The sequence below is a fragment of the Macrococcus epidermidis genome, assembly GCF_024205965.1.
GTDB lineage: Bacteria > Bacillota > Bacilli > Staphylococcales > Staphylococcaceae > Macrococcoides > Macrococcoides epidermidis.
Genome location: NZ_CP073819.1, coordinates 532,376 through 553,568, shown reverse-complemented (window position 1 = coordinate 553,568; position 21,193 = coordinate 532,376). Strand labels below are relative to the sequence as shown.

The following is a 21,193-nucleotide window of genomic DNA, read 5'->3' as shown; positions in this document are numbered from 1 at the left end:
CACATAAAAAACACACAAATTAATTTGTGTGTTTAATCCATCCATCTATATAATTTTATATTTACTCGCATATTTCTCTTTTATATTTTCAGCCAATCGCTCATCACTAATTATTACATCACATAATTGATCATCTCCCAGATGTATAAGGGATACATTATCAAACTTACTATGATCGGCAACAGCCACTACAGTTTGTGCACGTGCACGAAATGCCTTTTTTATTTTCACTTCTTCCATACCATAATCTGTAAAACCTTTGTGCATATCAATACCACTTAAACTCATAAAGAACAAATCAATATTATATTTGCTAATATGCTCAATCGCAACATCCCCAATAATACAACGTTCCTGATTATATAACACGCCACCTGGCACAATAACTGTGAAAGTTGTTATTTTAGCAACAATCTCTATGATGGGAAGACTGTTGGTAATAATGGTTAAGCGGTTAAACTTCCTGGCAAGACGTCTCGCAATCGCTGTATTTGTCGTACTCACATCTAATGCAATGGACATTCCCTCTTTTACAAACTGCGTTGCCTTTCTGGCAATCTCTTTCTTCTCTTCTGCATATAAATTCTCACGCTCTATGAAATTCTTCTCCACATCCGACTTCGGTTCAATATATTCAGCACCACCATGTACTCGCTTTAACTTCCCTTGCAATTCTAATGCTTCAAAATCACGGCGTATCGTTTCGAACGACACATTCAATAAATGCGCAGTTTCTTTAGAGCGAAGTTTCTTATGCTTTAACAATAAATTTAAAATTTCATTATATCTCTCATCAACAGTCACAATACACACTCCTTTTTGTGCATTTACACAGTAATACTTATACATTCCCACAAATCCAAATATTATGCAATAATATTAAATTTTAATGTAGATGGGGATAAGTGCTGATGATCATGATAATACTCTGTAATAATCTAACAAAAAAACAAAAAGCCCAGAAAAAATTCTGAGCTTTTACATATTTGTATTAACTGAATAAATTTATTGTCATAATAATGTTTGGTACTGAAAATACATCAATTAAAAATGCACCTACAACAGGTACGATTAAAAATGCTCTTTGTGAAGGTCCGAATAATTTTGTAACGGAGTCCATATTGACCATAGCGTTAGGTATTGCACCTAATCCGTGACCTAAGAAACCAGCTACCATCACTGCACTGTCATACCATCAACTCCAGCTGCTCCTTTGTTTGCCTTAACTCTTTTTATTGCCTTATTGAGATTTTCACCATTTATAACAAGCTCCATCAGAGATAGAGAGATACTATACATTTCTTTCATTTCGTCTAGAATCAACTAAACACATCTATCATTAACTTTATTTCGTTCCACTACTTAGTATTAGATAGATTGCCGATTACTCGTTTTCTGTTTTTCGTTGATTCATAACCTCGATTCTTTACTTTGTAATATATTGTTCAGTCCTATAGAAAGCTCCTTGTCTATAATCTTTCTTTCCATTATTTCACGATGAGTGTAAATTGTCATTAACTATTTTTTACAAAAAAACACCTAGATAAACTAGGTGCAAGAATACTTATTTCTTTATCGGCGTCTTATACATATACTTCAAATTACCTTTGTAGCTATCGAACACTACGTATAAATCATAACCATACTTTGATTTATCATATTTTAGAATATGTTCTACAATGTGTTTACGTGAAAGTTTAGAACTTACCGGTTTACCGTATGCGCGTTTAATTGCGTAATATGATACCCCGTCTTTAGGTGCATAAATAAGTTTAGTCGCAACAATCTTTGAACCTTTTCTCGCTCCTTGATAAGCAGCATTATTACCAGCATCAAACTCACCAATCGTCGTATTGAACGTACGAGATACACGATAATCATTATTTACCTTACCTAAAATATCTCCAGCTTTATGGCCACGAACTATATTTTCTTTACTGTTCACATATTCTTTTATAAATTGTTTCGATGTAAAATCAATTTTTGCTGTATCTTCTTTCGGTTTAGAATATACTTCCTTGCTTGGTTTACCGCTTTGAATCCAATCTTTATAGGTCATTAACCCGTACGCATCATCTTCGATTATTCCATCTCCGCCGACTAAAGTTAGCATGATTGAAATTTCTTTTTTATCTATCCAAGGTTTATATAAGTAATCTTTTGAAATAGTATATTCTTTATAAGCGTTATAGTATTTCTTATTTTTCGCCTCGTTCAATCTTTTTACGGCCAATCCACTTAAAGATTCATTATAGTCAATTGATGTATTTGAAGGTTTAGTAATTTTAATATTTTCATCATCAACAGGCATATAATAGTTACCTTTAAGTACTAAATAGTTATAACCTCGTACTAATTTATGTTTAGTAATCGTTACTTTAGTTCCAGCTTTAATTGTTTTGATATTTTGTTTTGAATTGTACAGAGAATTTCTAATCATAACTTTTGTGTCTTTCAACATCACTGCAGAATAATCTTTATTCCCTACTTTTAATTCTGATGGTTTTGATGGTGTAACCTGGGCGTGAGCAGGTAAAGTGGGTAACAACAAACTTAAAGTTAATGCACTAATAGCAATTTTTTTCATTTCATTTTCCTCCAATGCGATTTACCTAAATCATACTATCATTTACAGAAAACAACAATCTATTTCGAATATTAATTATGCATAAGTTGACGTAGTGTTTCATACTCAGCGTTCTCCAAATGCACACCATTCACACCGACCACTTTACTCGATACTAGATTTGCAAAATCAATGGCTTCATGTAGTGTTTTCTCGGCGCTTAATGCTGCCATTACGCCACCAGTATGACTATCTCCAGCGCCTATTGTATCAACGACCTCAGCTTTATATCCTGTTACACTGTGCAGCTTACCATCATAATAAATTACACCCTCTGTACCAGTCGTCACAATGACTGTATTATGTGTCCAGTCATACATTTTTTGTACCGCTTCTTCTATATTTTCTATCCCGGTTAATTCTTTTATTTCCTGTTCATTTAAATGAATGATCGGAGACAACGCGTAAAGTGCTTCCATTTTCCTCTGTTCAATTAATTTACCTCGAGGACCCGGACAGAAGATAATCTGACCTGAAACTTCTTTCAACATTTCTATAATCTTATCGCCATCTGTTTCTTCAATCTCCAATCCACACACATAAATATAATCAAATGAAGTCATATCTAAATCCGTTACCCATTCTGGATTAAATGAATACTCCACGCCGTGATGGGACAAGAATGTTCTATCACCATTTTCTTCAACGAAACAATAACAACATCCATTCGCACCACTTAGATGTATTTCACTTTGTATACCTAGACGATTCAATTCTTTCTTCACAAAATCACCATACATACCTGTTCCTACTGGTGATATAAAAGTATAATCTACACCCATCTGATGCAATACATTCACAACGTTAAACGCACACCCACCTACTGCCATCATCTGCTTTTTAATATGTTCATCACCTTGACTCGTCGGTAATCTATCCATGTAAATCATAATATCAGCAACAGTTGATCCAATCACTAAACACTTCATAAGCACACCTACCTTTATTAAATTCATTTTATAACAGTTTCATCAATTAATCATAAAATTTTCTAGAAAAAATATACCATTTTCTTCAACTTTCCTAATTTGTGGTTTATAATGAGTATATTGAACAAAAGGGGTGGCGACATGATATCGTGGTATATTAAACACAATAAAAAATTTTATATTACGAGTATGGTTGGTCTTATCATTGTAGCTTGTGCATTTATCTTTATATACTATCCGAAGTATACTTTATTCGCGGTATATGCATTTACAATGATGCTATTGATTTGCTATGCAGATACGATTACACAAATTAAAAGATACCTGGAAACCAACAAAGCTAAAGAATGGCTCGTTGCACAATGGTATTTAAAGGACTGCATTACATACAGCATTGTATTATCTATTATTATTGGTCTCGGCTATATTGTAATCCATCTCTCACCACCAAACATTCCAGGAAGCAATATGCACTACACGACTATAATTATGTTTATTTTGTATGTCCTATTTAAATGGCTGCGCTACTATGAGTTACGTCGTGAAATGAAAGAAGAAAAGACGATTTGAAGCAATATTTAGTAAAATATTATATTTACTTCTCTATTTTCACCGCATTTTTGTTATATCTATTTTTAACGGGTAATGGTCATCTTCATCCACTAGAAATTATTTTTATTTCATTCTTAATGTTTGGTTATCTCCTATTCATTTGGCCGGAAGCAAAAATTAAATACGATGATTTTGATAATGAAAGTCAAAAATATTCATATCGATTAAAATATCAAAAAGTCAGTTTAGTTTTCGCAGTTTGCTTGTTGTTAATAAACCTCTTTTCAAGTATCTATTTATATTTCCAGCACTATGATATATTTCTAATGAATCTTATAGGCTTTATTTGGAGTGTATTTACGATTGGGATGATTAGAACAAATATGAAATTTAAAAAAGACTACGCAGCGTTTATTGAACGACAAAACACCAGTGAAAGATAATCATTTACTTTCACTGGTGTTTTTTTATTTTCATTTTATTTCATGTCTATAAGGCATGCCACCTTGTGCACCTAATCCTCCCACTGAAAGAGCAGCTGCCTGATTCGCAAATTGTACAGCATCATTCAATGACATACCTTCACTTATGCCTACAGCAAGTGCACCGTTGAATGTATCACCTGCACCTGTCGTATCTATAACTTCTGCTTTCATACCTGGAATATTAATCAACTCACTATCGAAATACGTCGCTCCTTGTTCTCCAAGCGTCACGATCATTTGTTTTGGGTATTTTTCAATCACATCGTTAAATTCCTCACCAAACATCGCCTTTACTTCAGTTTCATTCGGTGTAAAGTACGTCACTTTCTTCAGTAATTCAGGATTGATTTCAATGAACGGAGCTGGATTATAGATTGTCGTTATCTTCTTTTTATAACTTTCTTCAATAACGTATTCAATGATGGATTTCGGAATTTCATTTTGTAGTAGTATAATACTATCTTGATCCATACTATTTAGTGCTTCATCTACTAATTCAATTGAAACTTCACTATTTGCACTAGGTACAACAATAATTGAATTATCATTATCCGCTAATGTAATATGCGCAGTGCCACTTGCACAGTCATCAATCTTCTCTATATATTCAACGTTAACTTTATTCGCTTTCATATTCGTTACAATCATCTCACCGAAATTATCATCCCCAACACAACCTACCATATAAACATTTGCACCAAGGCGTGCAGCACTGACAGCTTGATTTGCACCTTTACCACCCTCTGTCATAAAGAAAGCATCTCCTAGGATTGTTTCACCTTTCTTTGGTAACCTGTTTGCCTGCACAACTAAATCTACAGACATACTTCCGATAACATATATCATATACTCACCTCTTAAAATTATCATAACGAAATACATAGAAAATAACACGTTACATACATAATTTATTTGTTATACTATCAAAAATGAGGTGATTAAATGGATACAGTGATATTAAGAGAAGAAGACAAAGCAACGCTGAGAAAATATAATATAGATCCGGAAAAGTTTGAAGAAGATTTTGAAGATATTTTTAGAATGATCGGCTATGAATATGATGAACTATTATTTAGTGAATTTGGCTATGAATTCGATCCTGATGAGATAGAACAAATCCCCAGAATTGCAGCAATGAAAAAAGATTTCCTACAAATTTACGACCATATTGCGAAGGATGAAGGCTATTTGAATTATAACCATCATTACGTATCATATTATAGTGATGTATCGTGCGAAATAAAGTTAAAAGACGGAACGATCATCAAAGGCAAAAGTACAGATACGCATTGGGAGAATAAAGAAATCAATATAGAAGTAAAACATCTATTCAGTAAACAAATCGTGAAAATCAATCTAGATGAAATAGAATACATTAACATAAAAAACAGCACAATTTAAATGTGCTGTTTTTTGTGTGCTATGCTTTTTTCCAGACAGATCCTTTTAAATACATGATAGTCCATTGATCGCCACCGTATTTTTTATCGATGTTACGCCATTTCTTCAATGTTTTTAAATCATTTGCTTTGATTAAAGCAATGCGGTCAACAACGACGTTCGTTAATTTTGTATGATCTTTGTTATATTGTTCGCTTGAAATGATTTTTATATTTTTATAAAAATCTACATATCCCATTTCTGAATGGATACCGATACGGATAGAATACAGCGGTTTACCATAAACTTGATGAATCTTCTTACGAGACACTGCTTTAATATTATCTGCGTTCACCTGCGTAATCGTACGTTTCATAAATGGTACGTTCTCCTGGAAGTTTGTAAATGCTAATGCATTTGGTGATCGTACTGAATCATAACCCGGTTTGTTACCCACTAAGAAGTCTTCATAGTGAACACCTTTTTTATTCTTATAGTAACTCACCTTTTGCCCAGCTTTTAACCCATTGATTGTCAATTTACCGCTCTTTGCTTTGTTCGCAAAAGCTTCTGTTGCGATATTGATCTTCTTAGGTGTCGCTGCTTCTGCTTGTACATTTACTGATGTTAATACTAATCCAGCTGCAAGTCCTGTTACGAGTAATTTTTTCATCATCAATCACTCCTTTAGGTATTATTATTATCAACTAGATTATAACATAAGTGTTTTTTAGAGTACATTTATACGAAATCGTCTATAATTTGGTGCAATTAAATTTAGAAAAAGAACCGTATCTTAGATGATACGGATCTTGATTGTCTTGATATTGATTAGGACCAGGTTGTGAGTCTTGTACACACCAAATGATCGTCCAGACAAAAAATACGAGAGAAGTAATAACAATAATCAAATTAATTACAAGATAGATACCCATTAAATCTGTATCGCCACCAGAGTATTTAGTAAAAGAAATAACATAATATAAAATATTCGGTACACCAATTCATAAAATAGCCCATTTACCACTCTTACCAATGTCATGCAAACGACGTACAAGTAAAGAAATGTTAGGTATTAACAAGATTAAACTAATCAAACATAGAAATACAATCATTACAGCAATTGAAATAGTAGTAAATGCAAAAGCCTCATGATTACCATCAGTTGAAGATGTGTCTATCGCAGATAACCCTGATATCATAATAAAAGATAAATCACTACACTAATAATATAAAATAAGACTTGTGTGAATACCGGTACCCAAAATTCTTTTCTTCGTGAACGTCCACTAAAATCAAATGCTCTCGTCCAAAATAACTACGTTGCTTCCCAAAAAGACATTGATCTATTCTGCATAAGCCCTCCACGGTGTGTAATTTGTTGCTTTAATTATAAAAAATTTTTATGTTTTGTACAACAAAAGCACGGGAGAATCATTAATAATTACTCTCCCGAGCTAAAGATTTTGTACCAATTCGATGCTTCATTTTATGAATGAATATTTCCTTTCCCTAAGTTTAAAGCTATAGCAGGGATTCTGAAAGTTTTTATCTATTCTTTCGGCCATGGATTGATAAAATCATCTTTAAACTCAAGTGCTCTTTCATCATATTTACCTAATCTATCATACACTTTTTCAGCAGCTGCTCTCACATCTGGATAACCTGAAAAACTACCTGGAGAAGAACCTCTAATCATTAAATTCCACGCAATCGTTTGAGATTCTGTGTCAGATGGATTTTTTTCAAAATCATCTAAACATTTATTTGCGATAGCTATTGTGCGTAATTTTTGTTGTCTTTCATTTGATACTTCCGGAGAATTATCATAACTACAAGATACCTCACTTTTATTAGCTTGTGTTTCATTTGCACTCGGAGCATCATCATCACTTACGATCAATTCTCCAGTCATTTGATATGTTTCTGGTTGTTGTTCCATTGCGATAAAATTATCATTCTTATCAAAGTGGAGGATAAGCTGGAATCCGTTTGAATGATTATTGTTATAAACTAATGAAATCACTTCTCCATCATCACTTTTCCAAACTTCAGTAGCAACACCGTATTTAGCAAGAATTTCTTCCCGTGTATGAGGCGTTGATGAATTAATATAAATCTGAGAAACTTTATAATCTGTATTTTCTATCGCAATATCACCAAAACGCTCATGATTACTACTTATTCTGCTCTTACCATCATGAGTTGGTTTACCATATATCTTTTCAACTTCAGTAACCTCCATACCCTGCGTTATACCTGCAAACTCTGAAATACGGTTTTGTCTCGTGTATGCATTGATAAACGCATCAGACAAAATATCGATATGGCCATCTTCATCCATGTAAGGATATTTATCACTCAAGTTTTTCTCTTCCGTAGAATCTTTTTTCTCTACTACTTTTTTTGTCTCTTTCGCTTTTTCTTCAGTGCTTACTTCTTTCTTCTCTTCAGTAGATGCAGATGTTTCAGTTTCTACTTTTGACGCACCTTTTTCTTTCGTTTCTTCTTCATTGCCACATGCCGCCATCAACATTGCTGTCATAGATAATAGTAATAACTTTTTCATAGTAAGCCCCTTTAAAATTTATTCATTACTTCTATTATCTACTAATTTTGTGTATGAATAAATATTATTTTTAATAATTTACTTATTTTTAATATAAAAAAATCCGCATATGTAATTACATATACGGAGAATTATACTACATAATTATTTTAACTCGTCTTCAGTCATCCATTTATGATCTTTAACCGTCTTACCTGTTTTTGTATCTTTATAATCCACAACATAGACATCTGTCTTATGAACATCATCAATTGTTGCTTCTGCACCTTTCATACCATCCATATGATTAGCAGTCATCTCAGCTTTATCGCCTTTTTTCAAGCCAGACTTCGGTGCATCTTTTAACTCTTCGTTTACCACCCATTTATGATGACTTACTTTTTTATCACCATTCTTCGGTTGATAACTCACTTCATACACATAAGTTGTATAAACCTCTTTTACAACACCCTCTGCATCTTTCATACCTGGCATATGACCTTCAGTTAATGTGACTTTGTCACCTTTTTTATATTTCGGATTCTCTGCAACTTTCATGTTTGCTGGCGTAGCTTCACTATTGTGATTCATATGTGCATGCTCGTCATGTTTCGCTTCTTCATTTGCACCACACCCACTTAACAAAATACCTGCACTCGCAACTACTGCAATTATTCTTCTCATATGTTTCACTCCTTCAAGTTTATTAATTCTACTTCATTTTATACCCTATAGGGGTATAAGTCAAACTTTAAAGTTTTATATCCTCACAAGTAAATATCCATTTAATATATGTATTATAAGTTAAAACAAAAAAGAGACTCTAGCCTAAGCCAGAATCTCTATGTGGTACCTATTTACTTAAATAAAAAATTACTTCTTAATCTCTTCTTTAATAATATACTTCACATTTCCTTTAAAACTATCTAACCCGACATGCACTTTATAACCATAGTCTGATTTATCATAAGATAAGATGTGCTCTAATACCGTTTTATTTGAGAATGCTGTCTCTTTCGGTTGACCGTATTTACTGATAATCTGATCATACGTCACAGTTTTACTTGGCACATAAATTAATTTATTTACTTTACCAGTTTTCTCATCCACAGAGAAACCAGCGTTTCTTCCATACTGGAATACACCTACGTATGTTACCATAGCATCACTAACTTTATAATCTTTATTAACATCAGTCGCTTTTTCTCCAACTTTATGACCACGAACAATATTATTTTTATTATTAATAAAGTCACTAATAAATTGATCCGATAAAATATCAACCTTCGCTGTATCTTTCGGCTGCGGATTCAATTTAATTTTCGGCATTTTACGCTTAACCCATTCAGCATAAGTGATTAGGTCACGCCCCTCACCAGTAATAGATACATTTTGACCGACTAAACTTAGTACCATCATGTTTTCTTTGCCGTTCATCCAGTTTTGATAATCTTTATCTAATACTGTTAAGAAAGATTTATATTGTTTCGCATATTTTTTCTTAGCACTTTGTTTCAGTAAATATTTCGCACGGTTTGTTAAATGTGCTTTATCATAATCAATATTTGACTTTAATGCCTCATTGATTTCAATTAAACTATCGTCTGCAGGAATATAACGATTACCTTTGAGCACTAAGAAATTATAACCTTTAACTAACTTATGCTTTGTAACAACAACTTTCGTACCAGCTTTTAATTGTGTCTTCTGTTTACTTGCAGATAAATTGTAAGTTTCACGGTTAAAAGCTACAGTATCCTTTAATATCGTTGCGTTATAATCCTGGTTACCAACCTTTAATTCTGAAACTTTCGTTGCCGCTTGAGCATTTGCTGTTGGTAATAACATTCCTAAAGCTAGTAAAGCTAATCCAGTCTTTTTCATAATTTACCTCTTTTACAGTTTTTTCTTTTAGTTTAATAGTTTTAAATAGGAAATACAATCTAAATAAAATAAAGATAATATTTATTCGATTAATTGGTGATACTTTAGGTTATCATAATATTTTGTTTAATAATAAATAATTGTCAGCTTATCTATTAATATTTACAATTATAAAAAAGAAAGCAAGGTGATAATATGGAACCAAAATTTATTGCGTACCGCGAGAAAGATCGTGACTTTTTAAATGAACATGATATTTATAACTTAAAAGATTTAATCGGAGAAGACTTATATTTAGCTAAAAATACGCTGGACTATAACTTTGAACATATACTCGAAGAACAATTTGGCTATGAATATGATTTAGAAACATTACTTAAAATAGACTGGGTGAATCATCTTTATACAAATATCAAACGCATCCAACATAATATCGATATCGATCATAGCGTAGACGAGAATCATATTTCGCTCTGGCATCATGGAGACAGTCTTGTAAAAGTCACAGTAGCACATGACAAAGAATTCATCGGTCGCATGCATGATTTTAATGAAGAAGATCCGTCATATCCATGGCTAACATTGAAATTAATGGATGGAAAATTAGAAGTGATAGATTATAACAAGATTACAAAAGTCGTGAAAACGAGTATATCAAAAAAGATCAAAAAACCTCACATAGCAATAAAAATTATTAATGCTATACGAGGTTTTCATAAATTGTAGATAAAATATTTCATCAGTATTCTGCCCTTCTCACCTAAAATGACGACACAATTTTCAAAAGTAATATTGCGATTAAGTTCTATCGGTTTGTTGATTAGGACATATTCATCACTAATATAAATTTTCCCAAATTTTAATGCGATCGCTTCTTCTAAGTCATATGTTTTATTATAAATTGCAGTTTGAATGCCTGAGTAAACTTTCTTCATTTTAATCCCCTCCTATTTGATAAGAGTATATCAAACGGAGTGGACAAAAAATGGTTAGTGAATGTGAAGATAAATTGTTACTACTCACTAATGCTTATTTAAATCCTTTATCCATCTTATTGCCTTGTGGATCTATTTTCACTACTCCTGAATTTGCTGACTTATATGTAGCTACTTTTTCTAAATCTTGATTTCTTAAATTAAGCGTGAACTCCCCTGTATTTTCATTTACTCTTACATCATCCGATATCAGCCCTAAATCTTCAAAATACTCAACACCTTCAAATGCTAATACCTCATTAATCATATTTTGCTTAGCTGTTAACATAGCAGTTGCACTTTCATGTAAATCAAACTCTGATTTTGTTGCTTCATTTTGCATAGGATTTATATCCGTAATTTCAATTTTTTCAGCCAATTCTTTTAGTGCAGAGTTATTCTTATACTTTTCATACAAATCTTTTGTACTGACTAAGACTCCATTTGATGAATCGTGAATATCAATAAGATTAATATCATTCTGCGTACCGGCAACAAAAATTTCTTCATCACTAACTCCTACAACAGATTTAAACATCCCCTTACTCGGATATACAGTATAAAACTTCATGTTGTTAGCATCACTTGGACCCTGTTCTTCTCTTAATAATATTCTATAAACCCGTTTAGCTTCTTCACCCTGTGGGCCTTGCTTTACGTATTTTCCAGTGAGTAGCTCTTCAGCATTTAAACTATAATTTTCAATACCATCAGCAAAGAAAGCTAAGGCGATCTTAGTTTTTTCATCTAAATTTATATCATCTTCAGCATCTATTGCCTTATCTTCCACTTTCACTGCACTATTACTATTTTCTGTTGATTCCACTTTTTCTTCAGTTTCTGTACTGTTATCTGTCACTTCTTTCTTTTCAACACTAGACTTCTCTTCTGTTTTTTCAACTTTCGGTTTAGTATCTTCATTTTTTTTAGCTTCATCAGCTGATTCATTTGAACATCCTGCTAATAGAATAAAAGTACTCGCTGCAATACTCACGATTTTCTTCATATCAAAACTCCTATTGTTTAATTTGTATTTAAATGTAATACACGTTTATATATAAAATTATATCAATTAAAGTAAATATGTTACATATTATATTATTATTAATTAAATTTTTTTATAGAAAAAAGCCCAGATTTTTTATCTGGACTTTGAATCGCTTATTATGGTCTCAGCTTAATGATATATATAATAACTACATTCATCTTTAAAAATATATTTGAGTCTATTCAATTATTTCATCGTTGATTTTGAGCTTTCAAAATATAACCATAATAATATCAATTATCTACCACTATAATTCTCACCAAATATCGCAATACCATTTACTAACCCTTCACCGTTGTCGTAAACTTCTACATAGAAGCCATTCGTCTTATTATTATCAAAACGCATGTGATGCTCATCTTCAAAATCAGGTGAAGAATCCCATTGTCCTGCAAGACTCACGAATTCAGGATATTGATCCGTCGGTTGCATAATATAGCTAAATACTTTGCCATCTTTAATCGATACTTCAAAGTTATCGTATACATAAGTATGGCTACCGCTTCTTCCCGATTTCTCTTCTACTGTGTCACCTAACTGTTCAATTAAATCTCCCGCATCGTCACCGACTTTATAACCTAATATTTCAAAATTATTGGTACAAAATTGATATCCAAATTTAAATGTCGTAATATCCGGAAGATTATAATGCGCTATACCATCTACCATGTCGATATTGGCATCATCTACAACATTTTCAGAACTACTTGCATCTCCTGAAGAATCACTAGAACTTTCTGAGTAGTCATCTGAATATACTCCTACTTCCTGAACGATACCGTTGCTATCACTTATCGCTTTCGTAACATATCCGTCATCAGGTTGAACGTCATATATCGTTACGATTTGATCGCCGTCATTCTCTTCAGTATATTTGCTTCCCCAGAACTCACGTAATTGTTCAATATTGATTTTATCTCCACTAATATCCATAGCAACCTTCGTTACTATGTCTCCATCTTCATCAACCGAGTATTTACCAATTTCTTTACTGCCATTTCCGAATAATTCAGTAACTGCAGACGCATCGCTACCTACTTTTACATTCTCAATACTAAAGAAGTTACTGATCAATCCTTCTGCAACATTATGATGCATTACATTTAATGTTAAATCTGTATCACTAACTGTATAACTTGAACGTAATGCTTCGGTATATTGTTCTTTAGTCAACTTTCGTACGCCTGAGTATTCTCCTCTGCCGATTTCAACTTCCGTATAGGTACCATCTGGATTTTCATAATACTTTAAGAATATGCCACCAACCCAAAAACCAGTATGCTTAGGTGTTCCCCATACTGGCTCTAAATCTTCCATGGGAATTAATGTACCATTTTGATTAAAGTAAATTGTTGATATTTTTTCATTATCACTTGGTACACCTTCTGAACCATCACCAAAAATAATTTCTATGTTAGGATATTCTTGAAATACGACACCATGATTTTTGTAATAAAGATTCTTAATTTCAAAATCACCCATTGCAGCTTTAACTTCTTTAAAAGTTAAACCTTTAACTAATCCTTTATATCCAATCTGGTTATTACTTTCAAACTCATTTTTAAAATCGTCTGAGAGTGTATCTATATTCTTTAATGCTTCTGTATCAATCGAACTCTTAATGTCATCTTGTTTTTCTTCAGTTGCTGTTGATGTCTTATTATCAGTTTTATTTGCAGATTTTTTATCAGTTGATTGTTCTTCTGTTTTAACCGTTTCTTCTTTTTTCTCTGTATTACACGCAGCTAATAATAAGGTTGGAATAATCATAGCACCAATTGTTAAGTTTCTTTTCATCATAATATACGCTCCCATTATATAGTAATTTATTAAATTATAGGTATTATTCTATATCTTAAGTATATCATTAGATTAATATAAATTAATTAAATATTTAATATACTTATTTAATTTATATACAAAAAAACCCTCCCAATAAAGGAAGGTCTACTCTCTTATAAACTTCGCATCACGCTCTCCTAATTCATCCGATACATAGCGCTCTACTTTCATACGTAAATCATATTTCTCTCGCAGCTCTGTTATTTCTGCCATCATTTCAGAAGCATGATGTTTATCAATTGCTTCTTGATTCTCCCAGCTATCGATTAATAAGATTGTTTCAGGATCATCAACTGGTATAAAATATTCATAACGCGTATTCCCTGGTTGTGCTTTAATTCTGTCTACTATCCCTGTACGCTTCATTTCCTCAGCAAACTTTCGTGCATTGCCGTTAATTCCTGTATAATAAATATTTACTGTAATCACATTATCACTCCTTTTATTTATTTTATCAGATATTAAACCTCATCTTAAAGATAATAGAACTGCATTCTTTCGTGAGATCATCATAATAATATATAACTATATTTGTTAGTAAAATAAATTTTTTAATATTAAGTGCTTAAGAAATTTATTACAGGTTATATATAAATTGAATATAATTTTTGGGAGGTTTCGACATGTGGACAATGAAAGATTATCCTAATAGCTGGAAGAACTTTGATGAACTCGAGCGTAAGAAAGCCATCGATATCGGTAACGCAATGTTGAAACAAGGTTACAAAGAAGAAGATTTAATCCCTATCGCCACGAAACAAGCTCAAGACTGGTATAAAGATGCGACAAAAGACGAACTGGATGATTTAAAAAATAAAAAGATCACTCAGCATAAAAAAGACGATTCAGTGAATGTTGATTTAATGGATAATGATGTTGAAGTGTATTACGAAGATGAATCATGGAAAGTGAAGACAAAAGGTTCTAAACGTGCATCTCAAACATTCGATACGAAAAAAGAGGCAGTTGCCCGTGCAAAAGAAATTGCTGAGAATAAAGGTAGTAAAGTGATCGAGCATAAGAAAGGTGAATAACTTTTATAATATATAGTAAAAACCCCTTGAAAACTCAAGGGATTTTCTTTATTTCACATAATATACTCTTGTTTCGAATGGTTTTAATGATAATGATGTGTCATTGTGTGCTTCAATTGCATAGTTATTTAAAACGATATCTTCTGAGTTATATTGAATATTTTCTGATTGTAATGTCACTTCCTGATCAGTTAAATTTCCGATAACATATAACTTTTCATTATCTAACGTTCGCAGATATGCAAATACATGTTCATTTTCTGCATAAACTAATTTGAAGTCACCGTAAGTAACGATATCATGTGATTTTTTAAACTGAATCATTTTTTTGTAAAAGTTTAATACTGAATGCTCATTTCTTTCTTCTTCCTGCACGTTAATCATAGTATAGTTCGGATTAACTTTCATCCATGGTGTACCTTCTGTAAATCCAGCATTTTCACTATTGTCCCATTGCATCGGTGTTCTAGAATTATCTCTAGAATTGAGTTGCAAGTCTGCAATAATGTCATCTGATTCTCTACCGGAAGCAAGATCCATATTATAGATATTTTTCGCATGTACATCATCAAATTCAGTAATATCAGTAAACGGATAATTCGTCATGCCAATTTCCTGACCCTGGTAAATAAAAGGTGTTCCTTGCTGAAGGAAGTATACTGCACCATGAGCAGTTGCACTTTCCATACGATAGTCTTCAGAACCCCATGTAGACGGTATTCTTGGTCTATCATGATTTTCTATGAACAGCGCATTCCATCCTCTGTTATGAAGTCCAACTTGCCAGTTATTCAATACATTTTTGTATTTTAAGATGTTGAGTTTCTTGTCATGAATCTCCCAAAGTTTAAGATGTTCGAACTGGAAGACCATATTAAACTTGCCATCTTCTTCTCCAACCCACTCATTTGAGTCTTCAATTGTAACTCCATTTGCTTCACCAACAGTCATTATGTCGTACTTCTCAAATGTTTCTCTCTTTAATTCTTCAAGGTACGTCTGTATACCAGGCTGATTCATATGTCTTGTAAAGGATTGAACATATTCTAATCCTACTGGGTTTTCAATATCACCTTTATCAAATGATTTCTTAATATGACTGATAGCATCTACTCTGAACCCGTCAATTCCTTTATCCAGCCACCAGTTAATCATATTATAAATTGCATGACGCATCTCTTGATTATCCCAGTTTAAATCGGGTTGTTTTCTACTGAACGTATGGAAATAATATTGTTCAGATACCGGGTCATATTCCCATGCAGATCCTTCAAAGATACTTGCCCAGTTATTCGGTTCTTTTCCATCTTTACTATCCTGCCAGATATACCAGTCTCTGTACTCTGAGTGTTCAGATGTCTTTGCTTCTATAAACCAAGGATGTTCATCACTTGTATGATTAACCACAAGATCCATAATAAGTTTCATACCACGTTGGTGCGTTTCTTGTAATAATCGATCAAAGTCTTCCATCGTACCGAAGTCACTCATAATATTTTGATAATCACTAATATCGTAACCATTATCATCGTTTGGTGAATCATAAATTGGAGATACCCAGATGACATCAATACCTAATGCTTTTAAGTAATCTAACTTTTCAGTAATGCCGTTAATATCACCAATACCGTCTCCATTTGAATCTTTAAAACTTCTTGGATAAACCTGATAACAAACCGCTTCTTTCCACCACTGTCTTTTCATCGCTTTCTCCTTCGTGCACTTTTACTCGTTTACATTTTTAATTCTTTCTGTTGTTTCTTCATCAAAGAAATGTGCTTTGTTCATATCAAATGCTAATGTAATCTTATCTCCTGCATATAAATCATTACGTGCATCTACTTTAGAAATAAATTCCTGTCCTTCTAATTGAGAATAGATCATCACTTCAGAACCAAGTAACTCACTTACTGTCACTGTTGAATCAAATGAAGTTTTTAATGAAGCATTGATAAATAAAGTCTCATCATGAATATCTTCTGGTCTGATACCAAATTTAATATTTTTCCCCACGTATCCACGAGATTTTAATGATTTCATAATACCACCTGGAACTTCAAATGTTTTATTGCCGATAACTACACCATTTTCAGTAAGTGTTGCATCAAAGATATTCATTGGTGGGGAGCCGATAAACTCCGCTACAAATATATTTTCAGGATGATCATACACTTCACGCGGTGTTCCAACCTGCATAATATCTCCATCTTTTAATACGACAATACGTGATGCCATCGTTAACGCTTCTGTCTGGTCATGTGTTACATAGATAGTCGTTGTCTGAATTCTTTCATGTAATTTTGAAATCTCCGCTCTCATTTGGACACGTAATTTAGCATCCAGGTTAGATAATGGTTCATCCATTAAGAACACTTTTGCATCACGGACAATTGCACGACCTAGTGCAACCCTTTGACGTTGTCCACCAGATAATGCTTTTGGTTTACGATTTAAATATTCTGTAAGTCCTAATATTTCAGCTGCTTCATGTACACGGCGCTTAATCTCATCTTTCGGTAATTTTCTTAATTTTAAACCGAATGCCATATTATCAAATACCGTCATATGTGGATATAACGCATAATTTTGGAATACCATTGCGATATCACGATTCTTCGGTGCAACGTCATTCATTCTTACACCATCAATTGTAAATTCACCTGAAGTAATATCTTCAAGTCCTGCAATCATTCTTAATGTTGTTGATTTCCCACACCCTGAAGGTCCAACGAATACGATGAATTCTTTATCCTGGATTTCAAGATTGAAATCTTTAACGACTGTATTGCCACCTGGATATGTCTTTTTAATATGTTCTAATTTAATATTTGCCATGATATCACTCCTATGCCCACCACATGTTTGCAGGCGTTTCTTTTATTAGTACTTCTTTTAAGTTCTTAACTGCTGTGCTAAAACCTTCATCAACACTCATTAATGGATCTTCATGTTCAATGCTGACTACATAATCATAGCCATAAGTTCTTAATGCACTCATCATATTTGACCAGACGAATTTGTCATGTCCACAACCCACACTTCTAAACGTCCAGCTGCGTGTTAGAACATCTCCATACGGCTGCATATCTAACAAACCATGCATATTGACATTATCCTGATCAATATATGTATCTTTAGCATGGAAATGATGAATCGCATGCTCTTTACCTAAAATTTTAATTGCTGCTACGGGATCAATACCTTGCCACCACATATGACTCGGATCTAAATTTGCACCAATATATTCATTTGTAGCTTCACGTAATTTCAGCATAGTATAAGGTGAATGCACTAAGAATCCACCATGTAACTCAATACCAATCTTTACATTATGCTCTTTTGCAAGTTCCGCTATTTCTTTCCAATATGGAATAAGTTTTTGTTCCCATTGCCATTCATAAATATCTTTATACTCGGTTGGCCATGCTACTACCGGCCAATTTGGATATTTACTATTATCATCTGCACCACTTGTACCACTAAAGCAGTTCACAACTTGAACATTCATCAATGATGCTAGTTTAATTGATTTTCTTAAAGCATTGTCTGAATCAACGCGTTCAGCTTCATTTGGTGAAATCGGATTACCGTGACAACTAAATGCACTGATCATCAATCCTCTTTTTGAGAATTCTGCTAAATATTCTTCACGTGCACTTTCTGATGCCAGCAATAAATCTACATCAATATGTGCACTACCAGGATTTCCTCCTGTTCCTACTTCAACTGCTTCTAAACCTGCTTTATGTGCATAATCTAACATTTCTGTAAATGATAAATCATTAAATAAAGGATTGAATACGCCTAATTTCATCGTGATCTTCTCCTAACTATTTTGAATTTTTATCGCTTTGTTTTGTGCACTGCTTAAGTAAATTGCTTCAATTATTTTAGATACGTTACGTGCTTCAACAGATTTCACTTTTAATACTGAATCATGCAAGATTGTTCTAATAAAATTGCTAGCCTGTAAATACTCGAAAGTATTTTTCTCCTGCACGTAATCTATCGTGGTTGTCGTCATCAAACCTTCTGAAGCTGTATTGTATTTCATATCAAATACATTAATGCCGCCTTTAGTACCTGCTATACTAATGAATTCTTCATCATGTTCAATATTTGCTGACCAACTTGTTTCAAATAACATTGAAGCCTGATTATCAAACTTAACATATGCTGTAACATGGTCATCTACTTCAAAAGTGGATGCATCAAAATTTCCCCATTCATTGACGATGTCATGGTTGTCTTTACTTAAACGATTATATGTCGTTCCATTTACTTCAATAGGTTTAATATCTCCTGCTAGCCACATCGCTAAATCTATTAGATGACATCCATAATCAATCAATGAACCGCCACCTTGCAGATCTTTATTCGTAAACACTCCCCAACCAGGTACTTTACGACGTCGCATTGCTTTAACGTTAATTACAAGAGGTTCACCGATACCGCCTTGATCAATGATTTGTTTAGCTGCTATTGCTTCTTTCATGAAACGATAATGATATGCGATATGTAATACGCCTTCACTACGTTCCTCTGCTTCAATCATCGCATCACACTCTTCACTCGTTAATGCCATCGGTTTTTCACACATCACATGAACATCTCGATTGAGTGCCTGGATTGTATAAGGTGCATGAAACTTGTTCGGAGTAGTAATGATTACTGCGTCTACTGCTTCAAGCATTTCTTCATACGTATCACAAACATGTTCTATACCAAACTCAGTTGCCACAATCTTTGCTTTCTCAGCATCGATATCATAAATATGACTTACACTAACTTCCTGGAACTGCTGGAATGTAGGGATGTGTCTACCTGTTGCGATTCCTCCTGCTCCAACGATACCAATCTTTACTTGTTCCATTTAAATCTTCACCACTTTTTTCTCTTGTGCTGATTGTAAAGCTTTTACGATTACATTTAATGATGCTAATCCATCCTGCCCATCTACTGGTACTGGTTGACCACCTTGAATCGCTTCAATAAATCGCTCTATCGTACCTGTTGACGTTTGTGCGTCATTTGTTTGTATCTTACCTAATTTATATGCTTCTTTATTGCCTTCTTCATCAATAAAGATATAGTTAAATTCAGAATCTGTGTTAAGTTTTAATATGCCTTTTTCACCATAAATAATTGTACTGTTATCTTCTTCACCCTTGTACACCCATGCAGCACTCATTGTTCCTATAGCACCACTTTTAGTTTTCAAAATAAAGACTGCATTATCATCAACAGTACCTTCTTTTTCACTTGTTTCGATCATCGCACCAACTTCAGTGAACGTTTCATTCAATAAATAATGCATTAAGTCAATTTTATGAACACCTAGATCTCCCATAGCTCCAATAAAAGCGCGTCTTTTGTCAAAGAACCAGCTATTTGCACCGTCCACACTCCATGACTCTGGACCAGCATGTCCAAAAGTTGTTTTGAATGAATAAATTTTACCTAGCTTACCTTGTGAAAGTGTTTCGCGAGCTAGTTCATGTGCTTCTGTAAATCGTTGATTTTGAGCAATCATTAATTGTTTTCCTGAGTTTGTTGCTGCTTCGATCATACGCTCTGCATCTTCAATCGTTGTTGCCATCGGTTTTTCACATAAGACATGCTTTCCAGCTGTTAAAGCTTCTATCGCAATCTCAGCATGTAAATAGTTTGGTGTACAGATACTAACTGCATCAATTGAATCATCTTGTAGTAATGCTTTATAGTTATCGTAACTTTTGCCACCAAATTGTTCTGCATATTCAGAAGCACGCTCCTGTACAATATCACAATATGCAACGATATTTACATCTTCTAAAAGCTGATATTCAGGGATATGTCTATGTGTAGCAATGCTACCTACTCCAATAATACCTACATTTAATTGTGCCATA

23 protein-coding genes and 1 pseudogene are annotated in these 21,193 nt (G+C 33.3%); 5 read left to right on the top strand and 19 right to left on the bottom strand.

The features are described from left to right. Positions 1 to 45 precede the first annotated feature (45 nt). The 4 genes and pseudogenes from KFV12_RS03025 to KFV12_RS03010 form a co-directional block, all read right to left on the bottom strand. Positions 46 to 804: a DeoR/GlpR family DNA-binding transcription regulator gene (locus KFV12_RS03025; RefSeq protein ID WP_254257263.1), complete on the bottom strand. Its 759-nt coding sequence runs from the start codon at positions 802 to 804 to the stop codon at positions 46 to 48. Positions 805 to 991: 187 nt separating this feature from the next. Continuing rightward, positions 992 to 1,192: pseudogene (locus KFV12_RS03020) on the bottom strand (sodium/glutamate symporter); the annotation flags it as partial. Between the two features lie 372 nt (positions 1,193 to 1,564). Further along, positions 1,565 to 2,587, bottom strand: a complete 1,023-nt coding sequence (locus KFV12_RS03015) for a hypothetical protein (protein ID WP_254257262.1) — start codon at positions 2,585 to 2,587, stop codon at positions 1,565 to 1,567. Between the two features lie 71 nt (positions 2,588 to 2,658). Beyond that, positions 2,659 to 3,555: a carbohydrate kinase family protein gene (locus KFV12_RS03010; protein ID WP_199798202.1), complete on the bottom strand. Its 897-nt coding sequence runs from the start codon at positions 3,553 to 3,555 to the stop codon at positions 2,659 to 2,661. A gap of 141 nt (positions 3,556 to 3,696) precedes the next feature. Between KFV12_RS03010 and KFV12_RS03005 the strand changes: the two genes are divergently transcribed. Together KFV12_RS03005 and KFV12_RS03000 are read left to right on the top strand one after the other, a co-directional pair. Beyond that, a complete protein-coding gene (locus KFV12_RS03005; RefSeq protein ID WP_111714138.1) occupies positions 3,697 to 4,125 on the top strand; it encodes a hypothetical protein in 429 nt (142 codons plus the stop codon). After that, positions 4,122 to 4,550, top strand: coding sequence for a hypothetical protein (locus KFV12_RS03000; RefSeq protein ID WP_254257261.1), 429 nt, complete (start codon positions 4,122 to 4,124; stop codon positions 4,548 to 4,550). The genes KFV12_RS03005 and KFV12_RS03000 overlap by 4 nt, the downstream gene beginning before the upstream one ends. 30 nt (positions 4,551 to 4,580) lie before the next feature. Here the strand turns inward: KFV12_RS03000 and rbsK are convergent, their stop codons facing one another. Then, positions 4,581 to 5,438 carry a ribokinase gene (gene rbsK / locus KFV12_RS02995; protein ID WP_111714136.1) on the bottom strand — a complete coding sequence of 286 codons (858 nt, stop codon included), beginning with the start codon at positions 5,436 to 5,438 and terminating at the stop codon, positions 4,581 to 4,583. A gap of 96 nt (positions 5,439 to 5,534) precedes the next feature. Here rbsK and KFV12_RS02990 point away from each other — a divergent pair, with 96 nt between their 5' ends. After that, complete coding sequence (locus KFV12_RS02990) at positions 5,535 to 5,993, top strand: hypothetical protein (RefSeq protein WP_254257260.1); 459 nt, start codon at positions 5,535 to 5,537, stop codon at positions 5,991 to 5,993. Positions 5,994 to 6,012: 19 nt separating this feature from the next. On the opposite strand, the gene KFV12_RS02985 is transcribed toward KFV12_RS02990, so the two are convergent. From KFV12_RS02985 to KFV12_RS02965, 5 genes are all read right to left on the bottom strand, one after another. Next, the gene (locus KFV12_RS02985; RefSeq protein ID WP_254257259.1) at positions 6,013 to 6,645 is read right to left on the bottom strand and encodes a dynein light chain family protein; all 633 of its coding nucleotides are present in this window, start codon (positions 6,643 to 6,645) and stop codon (positions 6,013 to 6,015) included. 331 nt (positions 6,646 to 6,976) lie between these two features. Beyond that, positions 6,977 to 7,174 (bottom strand): DUF805 domain-containing protein, encoded by a 198-nt coding sequence (locus tag KFV12_RS02980; RefSeq protein WP_254257258.1) that lies wholly within the window; start codon positions 7,172 to 7,174, stop codon positions 6,977 to 6,979. Between the two features lie 350 nt (positions 7,175 to 7,524). Next, the gene (locus tag KFV12_RS02975) at positions 7,525 to 8,541 is read right to left on the bottom strand and encodes a hypothetical protein (protein WP_254257257.1); all 1,017 of its coding nucleotides are present in this window, start codon (positions 8,539 to 8,541) and stop codon (positions 7,525 to 7,527) included. A 144-nt stretch (positions 8,542 to 8,685) separates the two neighbouring features. Further along, entirely contained in the window at positions 8,686 to 9,204 is a 519-nt protein-coding gene (locus tag KFV12_RS02970; protein ID WP_254257256.1) for a YdhK family protein, read from the bottom strand. Between the two features lie 189 nt (positions 9,205 to 9,393). Continuing rightward, complete coding sequence (locus KFV12_RS02965; RefSeq protein ID WP_254257255.1) at positions 9,394 to 10,404, bottom strand: hypothetical protein; 1,011 nt, start codon at positions 10,402 to 10,404, stop codon at positions 9,394 to 9,396. A 195-nt stretch (positions 10,405 to 10,599) separates the two neighbouring features. On the opposite strand from KFV12_RS02965, the gene KFV12_RS02960 reads away from it, so the two are divergent. Then, on the top strand, positions 10,600 to 11,130 hold the full coding sequence (locus KFV12_RS02960; protein ID WP_254257254.1) for a hypothetical protein: 531 nt from the start codon (positions 10,600 to 10,602) through the stop codon (positions 11,128 to 11,130). On the opposite strand, the gene KFV12_RS02955 is transcribed toward KFV12_RS02960, so the two are convergent. From KFV12_RS02955 to KFV12_RS02940, 4 genes are all read right to left on the bottom strand, one after another. Continuing rightward, a complete protein-coding gene (locus KFV12_RS02955) occupies positions 11,118 to 11,339 on the bottom strand; it encodes a hypothetical protein (RefSeq protein ID WP_254257253.1) in 222 nt (73 codons plus the stop codon). The two genes, KFV12_RS02960 and KFV12_RS02955, sit on opposite strands and share 13 nt — an antisense overlap. Before the next feature lie 94 nt (positions 11,340 to 11,433). Next, entirely contained in the window at positions 11,434 to 12,384 is a 951-nt protein-coding gene (locus KFV12_RS02950) for a hypothetical protein (protein WP_254257252.1), read from the bottom strand. A 279-nt stretch (positions 12,385 to 12,663) separates the two neighbouring features. Continuing rightward, on the bottom strand, positions 12,664 to 14,226 hold the full coding sequence (locus KFV12_RS02945; RefSeq protein WP_254257251.1) for a hypothetical protein: 1,563 nt from the start codon (positions 14,224 to 14,226) through the stop codon (positions 12,664 to 12,666). 147 nt (positions 14,227 to 14,373) lie between these two features. Further along, positions 14,374 to 14,697 carry an antibiotic biosynthesis monooxygenase family protein gene (locus KFV12_RS02940; RefSeq protein ID WP_111714112.1) on the bottom strand — a complete coding sequence of 108 codons (324 nt, stop codon included), beginning with the start codon at positions 14,695 to 14,697 and terminating at the stop codon, positions 14,374 to 14,376. Positions 14,698 to 14,891: 194 nt separating this feature from the next. On the opposite strand from KFV12_RS02940, the gene KFV12_RS02935 reads away from it, so the two are divergent. Then, positions 14,892 to 15,302, top strand: coding sequence for a DUF2188 domain-containing protein (locus KFV12_RS02935; RefSeq protein WP_254257250.1), 411 nt, complete (start codon positions 14,892 to 14,894; stop codon positions 15,300 to 15,302). 48 nt (positions 15,303 to 15,350) lie between these two features. Here the strand turns inward: KFV12_RS02935 and KFV12_RS02930 are convergent, their stop codons facing one another. The 5 genes from KFV12_RS02930 to KFV12_RS02910 are packed head-to-tail and all read right to left on the bottom strand — an operon-like array spanning position 15,351 to position 21,192. Beyond that, positions 15,351 to 17,006 carry a glycoside hydrolase family 13 protein gene (locus KFV12_RS02930; RefSeq protein WP_254257249.1) on the bottom strand — a complete coding sequence of 552 codons (1,656 nt, stop codon included), beginning with the start codon at positions 17,004 to 17,006 and terminating at the stop codon, positions 15,351 to 15,353. Positions 17,007 to 17,027: 21 nt separating this feature from the next. Next, on the bottom strand, positions 17,028 to 18,137 hold the full coding sequence (locus KFV12_RS02925) for an ABC transporter ATP-binding protein (RefSeq protein WP_111714109.1): 1,110 nt from the start codon (positions 18,135 to 18,137) through the stop codon (positions 17,028 to 17,030). Positions 18,138 to 18,147: 10 nt separating this feature from the next. Further along, the gene (locus tag KFV12_RS02920) at positions 18,148 to 19,116 is read right to left on the bottom strand and encodes a sugar phosphate isomerase/epimerase family protein (RefSeq protein ID WP_111714108.1); all 969 of its coding nucleotides are present in this window, start codon (positions 19,114 to 19,116) and stop codon (positions 18,148 to 18,150) included. A 12-nt stretch (positions 19,117 to 19,128) separates the two neighbouring features. Then, positions 19,129 to 20,175, bottom strand: a complete 1,047-nt coding sequence (locus KFV12_RS02915) for a Gfo/Idh/MocA family protein (protein ID WP_254257248.1) — start codon at positions 20,173 to 20,175, stop codon at positions 19,129 to 19,131. Continuing rightward, positions 20,176 to 21,192 (bottom strand): Gfo/Idh/MocA family protein, encoded by a 1,017-nt coding sequence (locus KFV12_RS02910; protein ID WP_099581307.1) that lies wholly within the window; start codon positions 21,190 to 21,192, stop codon positions 20,176 to 20,178. Position 21,193: the final 1 nt, after the last annotated feature.